Raw genomic sequence first — 12,108 nt, 5'->3', positions numbered from 1 at the left:
GCTCCATGAACAAGACAGCCATAAAGAATTTTGCGATTTGGGCGCGGAATAAGCTGATTGCAGATGTTAGCTATGATGCCCGCCTAATCGGTATTACGGAGGACGGCATTGCAAAGCCGTTGCCGCAGAGCTTCGGCGGCACTCAGTTCTTCGATATCGGCACTGCAGAACCGTATTCGATTTCCGGCGAGGCCGTGCGGCAGCGTGACAAGCTGATAGAGGTCATCCAGCAGAAGGAAAAGGATACCGACTACAAAACCGCATATCAGTATGTGATCGAGGAGGTTGCCTATACATGGTTCAATCGCCTGATTGCGATCCGTTTCATGGAGGTCAACGACTATCTGCCTTCCCATATTCGAGTGCTTTCTTCCGAGAGCGGAAAGTTGGAGCCAGATCTGGTCACGACACCGTTTGACGCAGAGCTGCCCTTTACTGCGGAGGAAGAGGCTCAGATTTTCCAGCTGAAGCAGGACAACAAGCTGGACGAAGCGTTCCGCATCCTGTTCCTGAAACAGTGCAATGCCCTGAACGAGATTCTGCCTGCTCTGTTTGAAAAGACAAAGAACTACACCGAGCTACTGCTCAGCTTGTCCGTTATTGACCAGGATGGCGTGGTCTATCATCTGATTCACGATATTCCGGAGGATGACTTCAACATCGAGCGCGGTGGTCAGGTGGAAATCATCGGCTGGTTGTACCAGTATTACAACACTGAGCCGAAGGCCGCTGCCTTTGCCAAGAACGGAAAGATTACCAAAGAGGAAATCCCTGCCGTGACCCAGCTGTTCACCCCGGACTGGATCGTTCGTTACATGGTGGAAAACAGCCTTGGCCGTCTGTGGGTGGAAGGACACCCGGACTGCGACCTGAAAGAAAACTGGAAATACTATCTGGAAGAGGCACAGCAGGAGCCAGAGGTGCAGGCAAAACTCTCGGAAATTCGTAAAGAGTACGCCGCTCTGAACCCGGAAGACATCAAGCTCATCGACCCCTGCATGGGTTCCGGCCATATCCTCGTATACGCCTTTGATGTGCTGATGCAGATTTACGAGAGTGCTGGTTACAGCCAGCGTGATGCTGCAAAGAGCATTCTGGAACATAACATCTACGGTTTGGACATTGATGACCGTGCCTATCAGCTGGCGTATTTTGCCGTGATGATGAAAGCACGGCAGTACAACCGTCGTATCCTCAACGGTGAGAACACCTGCCATGTCTATGCCATTCAGGAGAGCAACAGCATCAACCGTGCGCACCTGAAATATTTTGGTGCGGGCATGGACGATATTGAGAAGAACGCCGCCAAGATGCAGCTGGAAGGTTTGCTGGACACTCTGACCGATGCCAAGGAGTATGGCTCTATCCTGAATGTGGAGAGCTATAACTGGGATTTGCTGCGTCGGTTTGTGGCAGCAGAAGATACCGCAGGTCAGATCAGCATGGATAGCGTGGGCGTGGAAGATACTGCCGAGCAGCTGAATCGGCTTGTTGACATTGGTGAGACGATGGCACGGAAATATTGGGTGACCATTACGAATCCACCGTATGCAGCTATAAGTAATTTAAGCCCTAAAGTGAATGACTTTGTTAAAGCAAATTATCCTGATAGTAAAGTAGATCTCTTTGCTGTCTTTATTGAACGATGTGGTTTGATGACGCGAGTGAGTGGTTATCAAGCGATGATAACACAACATGCATGGATGTTTCTTGCAAGCTATGAGAATTTACGCGATAAACTATTAAACAAAGAACTGATAAATTTGGCACATTTAGGACCACATGCATTTGATGAGATAAATGGGGAAGTTGTTCAGACGAGCAGCTTTGTGTTCTGCAATGACTTTTTCTCAAATTATAATAGCACCTTTGTTCAATTAGTTGGCGGAAAAAATGAAGCAGCAAAAGCTGCTATGTTTATTTCTGGTGAACACCGTTTTAATAAAACAAATGAACAACTAAGAGAAATTCAAGGGACACCTTATACTGCATACTGGGCGTCAGATGTTGTTTTGTCGGCATTTAAAAAGTCACATTTAGTTGGTGATGTTTCGGAACCTCGCGTTGGTATGGCAACCGCAAATAATGATAGATTCATTCGACTTTGGTTTGAGGTGAACCGTAACAAATTTGGAATTAATATCTCGTCAAGAAAAGAAGCTGTTGAGAGCCGAAAGAAATGGTTCCCGTTTGCTAAGGGAGGGGAACAGAGAAAATGGTACGGCAATAATGATACAGTAGTAAACTGGGAAAATGATGGGTTTGAAATTCAGAATTTCAAAGATGAAAAGACGGGTAGGATACGTTCACATAACTATAATCTGGATTATATATTCAGTTCTGCATTGACTTGGACTGTTATTGGAACAGAGAAGACCTCATTTAGATTTTGCCCGGTAGGATTTTTGTATTCTAACAGTGGATATGGACTGTTTTGCAATAATGAAAAGACAAAATACTATTTACTTGGATTTATGAACTCCAAAATAGCCGCTTCACTGTTAAAGATTCTCTCACCTTCGATGGGATTTGAATCTGGATATCTTAGGAAGTTGCCACTGATAGAGTCGGATTCTTTGGATAGTATAGTAGAGCGTGTTAAACATTGCATTGATGGCAGTAACGCAGAGTGGGACTCTTTTGAGATTTCTTGGGACTTTAAGAAACATCCCTTACTCCGTAACGTTTCCACGATTTCGGAGGCCTTTACCCAGTGGCAGTCAGAATGTGATGCCCGTTTTAACCAGCTGAAAGCCAACGAGGAAGAACTGAACCGCATTTTTATTGACATTTACGGTTTGCAGGATGAACTGACCCCGGAAGTGGAAGATAAAGATGTGACGGTGCGTAAGGCTGACTTGCAGCGGGACATCAAGAGTTTGCTCAGCTACGCTGTGGGCTGCATGTTTGGCCGCTACTCTCTGGATGTGGAAGGATTGGCCTATGCAGGCGGCGAGTGGGATAGCAGCAAATACCAGAGCTATATTCCGGATGCTGACAATGTTATCCCTATCACCGATGAAGAATATCTGGACGATGATATTGTATCTCGCCTGTGCGCGTGGCTGAAAGCGGTTTACGGTGCTGATACGCTGGAAGAAAACCTTGATTACATCGCAAAAGCCCTTGGCAATAAAGGCAGCACCAGCCGGGAGATTATTCGTAACTACTTCCTGAACGATTTCTTCAAGGATCACTGCCAGACCTATTCTGTCACTGGCTCCGGCAAGCGTCCGATCTACTGGCTGTTTGACAGTGGCAAGCAGAACGGCTTTAAGGCACTGGTTTACCTGCACCGCTACACGCCGGATACTATCGGTAACCTGCGTATCGACTACCTGCACAAGATGCAGCGCGTTTATGAATCCGAGATCAACCGAATGCAGGATATGATGGATCACAGCGGGAATGCCCGCGAGGTGGCAGCAGCCTCCAAGCGCAAGGATAAACTTGCCAAGCAGTTGAAGGAATGTCGGGAATACGATGAGAAGATCAGCCATCTGGCACTTTCCCGTATCGAGCTTGACCTCGATGACGGCGTAAAGGTCAACTACCGCAAGCTCCAGACCGCGCAGGACGGCAAGTTCTATGAGGTGCTGGCGGACAGCAAGAACATCATGGTGAAAGAAAAGAAATAAGAGGAACAGGAGGCGTTTGCAATGATTTTGTACCACGGAAGTAATGTTATCGTAGAACAGCCGAAACTTATCCGGCAAAATCGCTATCTGGACTTCGGTTTTGGATTTTACACCACCACTAACCGCGATCAGGCAGTGAACTTCGCTCAAAAGGTCACTGACCGCCGCAAAACAGGAGCCGCTACGCTCAATATTTATTCCGTAGAGGAAGCTGTGGCTTTCAAGGAGTGCAGCTTGCTGCGCTTTGATAGCCCAGATGAAGCATGGCTGGATTTTGTAGCTGAGAACCGTCAGGGAACCTATCAGGGAAAGCAGCATGACCTGATTTATGGTGCTGTGGCAAATGATGATGTGTACCGCACCATTACCCTGTATATGACCGGAGTGTTGGATAAGGAACAAACACTGGCGGCACTCAAGATTCGGAAATTGTTCAATCAGCTGGTGTTTGCAACTGAGAAGTCCCTGCAATACTTGCATTTTGAAGGGAGGGAGCTTGTATGAATGAAGATCAGTTCAGCGCAATGCTTGCAATCATTGTGCCGCCCATCATCGAACAGATTACAAAAAACAGCAATGTGGATGATGAAAAAGCGATTTCCCGCTTTTATCAGTCCAAGCTCTATCAGGAGCTTTCGGATGAAAAATCGAAATTGTGGCATTACAGCCCGATGACGCTGTATACCATGTATCAAGATGAACTTCTGACAGGCGCCTATGATTACCCGGAGGAGGCGTGAGTGATGAGCAAAGAATCCAATTTTTTGATTTATTGCATGGAGCGGTACCGTCATTTCAAAGGGCTTTCCGGTGCAGATGTAGCAAAGACTTTTGAAGAGTATGGCATCTATGGGTATATCACAAAGTATTTTGAATCACTGCACACAATGGGGGATCATTGTATCGTGCAGGATATTGACGATTATATTAGCAGCATCACAGGCAATAAACGGATCAAGGCGTAACTGCCTGTATGATATTCCCCAAAGGGCGGAATCTATCAAGTAAAGGAAATTGATATGGCAGAATTGAACCTGAAACAAATTATAGACCGCCTGAATGCGGAATTTACCGGGGAAACCCGGAAACTGGTTTTCTGGTACGATGACAAGGCGGAATTTGTCGAGGATATGGAGACGGTGGAGCTTCAGAATGCGAAGATTTACTATCTCCAGCCGGATAACCAGTTCTATACAAAGTATTTTCTGGAGCGTGTGGATAAGACCACGAATTATCTGATCTATGCACCGTTTCCGAAACCGGATGTAAGGGACAACCATCTGGAAGACACAATGCTGTATTCCAGACGGTTCTTTGCTGACCGAGCCTCCTTGCTGTCGGTTGACCTGGGTATTGAGGAAAAGTACAAGCCGGTTATTGAGAAGCACATCAAGTTTTTCGCCAACAAAGAGCGCACTCAGCGGTTCTATGATTTGGAAATCGAAAACTTCAATGAAGAAAATATCCTTGTCGGTCTGCTCAGTGCAGTCTGCAAGGCGCGTACCTGCTCTTTTGAGGAAGTCGTGCGCATCGTGTTGACGGATGGCGAGCTGGTGGACAATGCTTTTTTGCAGGAGTTTGAAAAATACGATCTGCTGTCTGCATTCTGGCAGCTCTGTGAGCAGCATTTCGGATACACCGATACAAAACCGAGTTTGGAACGGCTGCTGGTAACATTGTTCGTTACTTATACTGGGCGATATGTGCAGGCAGAGCTTCCGGCAGCATGGAAGAGCTTTGTCTCCTACAAGTCAGGCAATATCATCGCATTCCTCGATAGCCTGATGAACAGCGTCCTGTACCGGGATAAATACGACGCTTTGTCGGCACATGTTGCCAAAGGGCTGAATGTTTTTTCGGCATTTGCAGGAATGCGAGTGGACGATTTGGTGGAGTGCGACACTTTCCTTGCCGTGGATCAGGTGCTGGTAAAGTGGCTCATTGGCAGACTTGTTTCGGAAGATATCGGTGCAATCGTAAACGGATTTACCATTCCGGAACTCTGTGAAAAACGGGCTAAAATGCACTTTGGCAGAAAGACCGGGAAAACCTATCAGATGCTTTCCAGTGCATACAGCATGGTGAAGGAAGCGGATTACCATGCCGCAGATGGCTTAAAGCCAATCATCGACCGATATCTTGCTGCGGATTACAATATGGATCAGCAGTATCGGAAATTCTACTATTATTACGACCAGCTGGAGAGCACGGAAAGCTTTGAGTCGCTTCGGGAGCTGGTGGAAAATATCTACACGAACGAATATCTGGCTTGTCTGCTCCCAGCATGGAATGCTGGAATCCAGCAGGATGCCGCATTTTCGGCAATTCCGTTGCAGCGGGAGTTTTACAATGCCAACCTGCGCTATACCAAGGAACGCACCGTGGTCATCATTTCGGATGCCATGCGTTACGAGGTCGGACAGGAATTGTTTGCCCGAATGCAGGATGACCCGAAATGCACGGCAAAACTTTCCGTACAACTAAGTGTCCTGCCGTCTTATACAAGGCTCGGTATGGCAGCACTTTTACCGCATAAAACACTGGAGATGACGGATGACTTCCAGGTGCTGGTAGATGGTATCCTTTGCGATAATCTGGCAGGTCGGCAGCAGGTGCTGCAAAGCTATAACCCGGATAGTGTCTGTGTACAGTTCGATGATATCAAAAATCTGAAAGTGGCAGAGCTGCGAGATGTGCTGACAAAACGTCAGATCATCTATGTATACCATAATCAGATCGACGCGCGTGGAGACAAGGCAAATACCGAGGATGAGGTGTTTCATGCGTGTGAGGAAGCCGTTCAGGAAATTGTGGATTTGATTCATCGAATCTCCGTCAGCGGCAACACCTATCATTTTATCGTTACTGCCGATCATGGCTTTATTTATAAGCGTGATAAGCTGACAGAAAGTGACAAGATTTCTGGGAAAAGCGCGGACAAAGCATTTGTTAATCGCAGATTTATTGTGTCCAAGGCGGCACTGGAAGATGACGGCATCGACCATATGAGCATGGGATGCGTTCTGGGGAATGAGGACAGCAAGGTGGTGTCTTATCCTGTCAGCAGCAATGTCTTTAAGGTGGCCGGAGGCGGTGCTAACTATGTGCATGGCGGTTCCTCACCGCAGGAAATGCTGGTACCGGTGCTGGAGTTTAAGATGGAGCGCGGTCACATGGAAACAAAGAATGCAGAGATTGCTCTGGTCAGCATTGTCCATAAGATTACGAACCTGATCACTTCCATGGACTTTATCCAGTCGGATGCAGTCAGCGATACTGTAAAAGCTGCAAAATACCGCATTTTCTTCCTCTCGGAAGACAATGAGAAAATCTCGAACGAAAACAGCTATGTGGCGGACAGTCGCGAGGAAAATGCACAGAAGCGTATCTTCCGGATGCGTTTCACATTCAAGAATAAGAAATACGACAAGGACAAGCAGTATTACCTTGTGGTTTACGACGAAGAAAGCGGTCTGGAGCAGTGGAGGCAGCCTGTCATCATGGACATTGCCTTTGCAGATGACTTTGGATTCGGATTCTGATATAGAGGAGGCAGGAATTCCGTATGGAAATGATGGATATGGCGGCAGATGATACCCGTGAAGAACTGCGCCGGAAGCTGCGCAGCAACTTTGACGGTCGGATCGTCCGCAAAGACCTGACAAAGAAAATAAAAGAAGGAGCAAATGTTCCGGTCTATGTGCTGGAGTTCCTGCTGGGTCAGTATTGTAGTTCAGACGATGAGACAATCATTGAGCAGGGCGTTCAGAATGTAAAACGAATTCTGGCAGATAATTTTGTCCGCCCGGATGAGGCTCAGAAAATTCTCTCACAACTGCGCAAGAACGGGAGCCATACCATTATTGATATGGTGACCGTGCATCTGGACATCAAAAAGGATTGCTTTTTTGCAGAGTTCTCTAACCTTGGTCTCACCAATGTGCCGATTACGGATGATTATCCGGAAAAATATGACCGGCTGCTTTGTGGCGGTATCTGGTGCATCGTGCAGCTGGAATATGAATCTGAGGGAGACAGTAGCTTTGGAATCACGGATATAGATGGACAGCCGATTTCCTCTAAACAGAAAAAGCAGAAGGATATCTCTCCCATTAGCATCCATAAGCTGACTCCGATTCAGATGCCCCATATCGACATTGAAGAAGTTCGAGAGGGACGCAAGGCATTCACACAGAAAGAGTGGATGGATGTTATGCTGCGTTCCTGCGGATATGAGCCGGAACAGTTGAACAACCGGGAAAAGTGGCTGCTGCTTGCGCGTATGCTGCCGTTGGTGGAGAACAACTTCAATCTCTGTGAATTGGGGCCGCGCAGCACAGGCAAGTCCCATATCTATAAAGAAATCAGCCCGAACAGTATCCTGGTATCCGGTGGTCAGACGACCGTTGCAAATTTGTTTTACAATATGGGGCGCAAAACCGTAGGTTTGGTAGGCTTATGGGACTGCGTTGCCTTTGATGAGGTTGCCGGAATCAAGTTTAAGGACAAAGACGGCATTCAAATTATGAAAGACTATATGGCTTCCGGCTCCTTTGCCCGCGGCAAAGAGGAAAAGGCAGCATCGGCTTCTATGGTCTTTGTAGGAAACATCAATCAGAGCGTGGATGTGTTGCTTAAGACTTCCTCTCTGTTTGACCCGTTCCCGCCGGAGATGGGAACGGACACCGCCTTTCTTGACCGTCTGCATTGCTACATTCCAGGCTGGGAGATTCCGAAGTTCCGTCCGGAGCATTTTACCAATGATTACGGCTTTATCACGGATTACTTGGCAGAGTTTATCCGAGAACTGCGGAAAGAACAGTATGGTGATGCGTTGGATAAGTATTTCCGCCTTGGAAAGAACCTGAACCAGCGCGATACGATTGCTGTCCGCAAGATCGTAGGCGGCTATGTGAAATTGCTATATCCGGATGGGGAGTTCACGAAGGAACAGATTGAAGAAATTCTTGTATTTGCGCTGGAAATGCGCCGTCGCGTCAAGGAGCAGCTGAAAAAACTGGGTGGAATGGAATTCTATGATGTGAACTTCAGCTATATTGATCTTGATACCTTTGAAGAAAAATTTGTTTCCGTGCCAGAGCAGGGCGGCGGCAAACTCATTCCTGATGGTATCTGCAATCCTGGACAGGTATATACCGTAAGTCAGGGTAAGTCCGGTATGATCGGTGTATTCCGCCTCGAAAGCCAGATGCTGCCTGGCAACGGAAAATTTGAACGTACTGGCCTTGGCAGCGACCGTGACTGCAAGGAATCCACGAATACGGCGTTCAATTTCCTGAAAGCTAACGGAAATCGCATCAGTGGCAGCATCAGTACTACGATGCGGGATTACATCATCAACTATCAGGATTTGCAGGGCATTGGCATGACCGGAAAGCTGGCATTGCCTACATTGATTGCACTATGCAGCATCGCTCTTGGACGGCCTACAGTCAGTACACTTGCCGTGCTGGGAGAAATCAGCATCAGCGGCACGATTCTGAAAGTGGACGAGCTTGCCAATAGTTTGCAGGTGTGTCTCGATAGCGGAGCAAAGAAAGTGCTGCTTCCGATTACCAGCGCAGCAGACCTTGGCACCGTGCCGCCGGAGCTGGTGGGCAGTTTTAATCTGATTTTCTACAGCAGCGCGGAAGATGCGGTGTTTAAGGCGTTGGGGGTAGAGTAATACTAAAGGTACGGAGGAAATGCGCCAATGGAGAAAAGTTCGCTGGATTACCGTGAAAAATTATATTCTCAAATACAAGAAGAATATGGAAAACTTGTATATACCTATACATGTCATTTTAAGATGGCTGATCGGTTGAGTAAGCGTAATTTTTGGATAAAATGGGGACAGATTGGGTTATCAGCAATATCAACAGGCGGCTTTTTGGGAGTGCTCATTTCAAATGAACAGATACTGTTATGGGCTGGTGGACTATGTTCAACAGCACTTCTTGCACTAACAAGCTATCTGAAGGATAAGGACATTTCCACTGAAAAAACCGATCATATTAAGACTGCAAATAAGCTGTGGAAGGTAAGAGAAAAATATCTGTCACTTTTGACAGACTTTGACGAAATTAGTATTGAAGAAATAGTGCGCAAAAGAGATGAACTGTTGGATGAAAGTTCGGAAATTTACTGTGCTGCACCTTTAACTGATGGGAAAAGTTATGCTGCCGCCCAAGCTGCGCTTAAAACAAATGAAGAGCAATTCTTTACGCAGGAGGAATTAAACAAGATGCTTCCGGCGCATTTGAGAAAAAAATGAGTAAATGGGGGATGAATACATTGAGTTTGTATGTTCAAAGAAATGAAGAAGTAATATCAGCTGACAGCCGTTCTCTTATTTCAAAAAGATATTGCACTGTAACATCAGCAATGAACCGTGAGTTTTGGAATATAACAAGCGATAGACAAAATAGTATATATGTTGGCTCCTATGGAAGGGGAACTGCGATAGATACAAGTGATATTGATATTTTGATGTCCTTGCCGGAATCATATTACAACCAGTTCAACTCTGTTTATGGGAATGGTCAATCTCGTCTTCTGCAAGTAGTTAGACAGGCTATTCTTGTTCGGTATCCAAGAAGTGAAGTAAGAGCAGATGGACAGGTTGTGAAGATCAATTTTTCAGATGGAATGTTCTTTGAAATTCTGCCGGCATTCAAAAATTGGGATGGCTCATACAGATATCCAGATACAAATATGGGTGGGAATTGGCGTTCAACTAATCCAAAAGCAGAACAGGATGCCATGAAAAACAAAAATATAAGCAGTAATGGACTGCTTTTTGACACTTGCAAGCATCTACGATATGTGCGAGATAACTATTTTAGAAGCTACCATTTGTCAGGAATAGTTATTGACAGTTTCGTTTATCAAGCAATAGGAAATTGGAGATGGCTTTCCTCTGGAGAAAGTTCAACTTCAGCAGCAGGTACATACGAGAAGATTCTTTTAGATTATTATAATCAGCATTTTATGTGGGGAGCGATGCCTCTTAGCGCACCAGGAAGCAATCAACAGGTGTCTACGGATAACAGCAGAGATTGTCTGGGTAAAGTTCTTAGATATATTGCTGGTTAAATACAGCAAGGGATAATGACAATAATTAGTAGGAAGGAGGAATTGTTATGACTGATACTCGAAAGAAAGCCTCTATGTCGCAGGTGCTGGCAGATATAAAGCCTTACATAACGAAGAAGTTCATGGCGGCACCGTGTATAAATAATGTTTTGAAATCAGGGATGAGGTAGAAAGGAAAGTTCCATGACAAAAGATGAAGTAAAAAAACTCAGGATGAACAGTCCGGAATCACTACAGTTTTTAAATAATGCTACAAAATTTTATAATTTAATGATGATGTATCGTTGTGCTATTCGGGAGATACAAACTAAGCTTGAGGTTTTGGATGATGAATTTTCAGTTGAGAACAATCGAAATCCTATTTCTTTTATAAAAACAAGAATTAAGAAGCCCAATAGTATTTACAATAAACTGCAGAAGATGGGATATGAATTTACAACAGAAAATATACAGACATATCTCAATGATGTAGCAGACGTTCGAATAGTTTGTGCGTTTATTGACGATATTTATATGATATCAGATTTGATTACCCAACAGGATGATATTAAAGTTATTGAAATAAAAGATTATATAAAAAATCCAAAATCGAATGGTTATCGAAGCTATCATATGATTGTTGAAATACCAGTATTTTTTGCTAAGGGTAAAACACCTATGCGTGTAGAATTACAGATTCGAACCAATGGTATGGATTTCTGGGCAACATTGGAACATCAACTTCGCTATAAAAAAGGAATTGAAGAAATGCCTGGCTATGATGAGATAAGTGAAGAATTACTTCATTCTGCAAAAGCTATCATTGAAGCAGATAATGAAATGCAGAGAATAAAAGACAAAATTGGTATGTTCCACGAAATTTAAGCAGAAATTTGATCGAGTAGAAAGGTTGGAATATATATGAAACAAGATACTTTAGAAGGAAAAGCGAAAACAAAAAACGGAGTAAAACGATTGTGTTTTTCCATAGTCTGCATTCTTCTAGAAGTAGTTTTTATTATTACTATTGTAACACGCTTAAATGAATATGCAGAAATCATAAATCTATTTACAAGGATTTTAAGTGGAATTTTAGTTTTGGGATTGTATGCATCAGATAAGACATCTTCCATGAAAATGCCTTGGGTTATATTAATTTTAATTTTCCCAATTATGGGTGTAGGCCTATATTTATTGATTGGTTTGAATGGCGGCACACATAAAATGCGTGAGCGATATGCAGAAATTGATAGCAAATTGTTACCAATGCTTTCCGATAATCAGGAGTGCTTAAACAGAATAAACGAAACGATTCCGAAGGCAGGAAATATTGCAAGTTATATACAAAGAAATTCGCAGTATCCAATCTATCAGAATACGGATATTGTGTATTTTG

At 44.7% G+C, this 12,108-nt stretch carries 10 protein-coding genes; all 10 read left to right on the top strand.

The window, feature by feature from the left end:
• The first annotated feature begins 5 nt into the window (after positions 1-5).
• The gene (gene pglX, locus J3352_RS11640; RefSeq protein WP_207700510.1) at positions 6-3,638 is read left to right on the top strand and encodes a BREX-1 system adenine-specific DNA-methyltransferase PglX; all 3,633 of its coding nucleotides are present in this window, start codon (positions 6-8) and stop codon (positions 3,636-3,638) included.
• A 21-nt stretch (positions 3,639-3,659) separates the two neighbouring features.
• On the top strand, positions 3,660-4,142 hold the full coding sequence (locus tag J3352_RS11635) for a DUF3990 domain-containing protein (RefSeq protein ID WP_013274275.1): 483 nt from the start codon (positions 3,660-3,662) through the stop codon (positions 4,140-4,142).
• Positions 4,139-4,378 (top strand): hypothetical protein, encoded by a 240-nt coding sequence (locus J3352_RS11630; protein ID WP_207700509.1) that lies wholly within the window; start codon positions 4,139-4,141, stop codon positions 4,376-4,378. The genes J3352_RS11635 and J3352_RS11630 overlap by 4 nt, the downstream gene beginning before the upstream one ends.
• A 3-nt stretch (positions 4,379-4,381) precedes the next feature.
• Positions 4,382-4,603: a DUF3791 domain-containing protein gene (locus J3352_RS11625; RefSeq protein WP_013274273.1), complete on the top strand. Its 222-nt coding sequence runs from the start codon at positions 4,382-4,384 to the stop codon at positions 4,601-4,603.
• A 54-nt stretch (positions 4,604-4,657) separates the two neighbouring features.
• Positions 4,658-7,180 (top strand): BREX-1 system phosphatase PglZ type A, encoded by a 2,523-nt coding sequence (gene pglZ / locus J3352_RS11620; protein ID WP_207700508.1) that lies wholly within the window; start codon positions 4,658-4,660, stop codon positions 7,178-7,180.
• A 23-nt stretch (positions 7,181-7,203) separates the two neighbouring features.
• A complete protein-coding gene (brxL, locus tag J3352_RS11615) occupies positions 7,204-9,324 on the top strand; it encodes a protease Lon-related BREX system protein BrxL (protein ID WP_097772841.1) in 2,121 nt (706 codons plus the stop codon).
• A gap of 27 nt (positions 9,325-9,351) precedes the next feature.
• Positions 9,352-9,912, top strand: a complete 561-nt coding sequence (locus tag J3352_RS11610) for an SLATT domain-containing protein (RefSeq protein ID WP_117965640.1) — start codon at positions 9,352-9,354, stop codon at positions 9,910-9,912.
• Between the two features lie 11 nt (positions 9,913-9,923).
• Positions 9,924-10,733, top strand: a complete 810-nt coding sequence (locus J3352_RS11605; RefSeq protein WP_117966293.1) for a nucleotidyltransferase domain-containing protein — start codon at positions 9,924-9,926, stop codon at positions 10,731-10,733.
• 183 nt (positions 10,734-10,916) lie between these two features.
• Positions 10,917-11,597, top strand: a complete 681-nt coding sequence (locus J3352_RS11600; RefSeq protein ID WP_207700507.1) for a GTP pyrophosphokinase family protein — start codon at positions 10,917-10,919, stop codon at positions 11,595-11,597.
• Positions 11,598-11,633: 36 nt separating this feature from the next.
• The coding region (locus tag J3352_RS11595; RefSeq protein ID WP_207700506.1) for a PLD nuclease N-terminal domain-containing protein at positions 11,634-12,108 on the top strand (475 nt) is incomplete at its 3' end.

The sequence above is a fragment of the Faecalibacterium sp. Marseille-Q4164 genome (assembly GCF_017377545.1).
Taxonomy (GTDB): domain Bacteria; phylum Bacillota; class Clostridia; order Oscillospirales; family Ruminococcaceae; genus Faecalibacterium; species Faecalibacterium duncaniae.
This window is presented reverse-complemented; position numbering and strand designations above follow the sequence as displayed.

Bases quoted from the DNA above. Each gene is read 5' to 3' on its own strand.
- J3352_RS11635 (WP_013274275.1), top strand. From the start codon at position 3,660: ATGATTTTGTACCACGGAAGTAATGTTATCGTAGAACAGCCGAAACTT.
- pglX (WP_207700510.1), top strand. From the start codon at position 6: ATGAACAAGACAGCCATAAAGAATTTTGCGATTTGGGCGCGGAATAAG.
- J3352_RS11630 (WP_207700509.1), top strand. From the start codon at position 4,139: ATGAATGAAGATCAGTTCAGCGCAATGCTTGCAATCATTGTGCCGCCC.
- J3352_RS11610 (WP_117965640.1), top strand. From the start codon at position 9,352: ATGGAGAAAAGTTCGCTGGATTACCGTGAAAAATTATATTCTCAAATA.
- brxL (WP_097772841.1), top strand. From the start codon at position 7,204: ATGGAAATGATGGATATGGCGGCAGATGATACCCGTGAAGAACTGCGC.
- J3352_RS11600 (WP_207700507.1), top strand. From the start codon at position 10,917: ATGACAAAAGATGAAGTAAAAAAACTCAGGATGAACAGTCCGGAATCA.
- J3352_RS11605 (WP_117966293.1), top strand. From the start codon at position 9,924: ATGAATACATTGAGTTTGTATGTTCAAAGAAATGAAGAAGTAATATCA.
- J3352_RS11625 (WP_013274273.1), top strand. From the start codon at position 4,382: ATGAGCAAAGAATCCAATTTTTTGATTTATTGCATGGAGCGGTACCGT.
- pglZ (WP_207700508.1), top strand. From the start codon at position 4,658: ATGGCAGAATTGAACCTGAAACAAATTATAGACCGCCTGAATGCGGAA.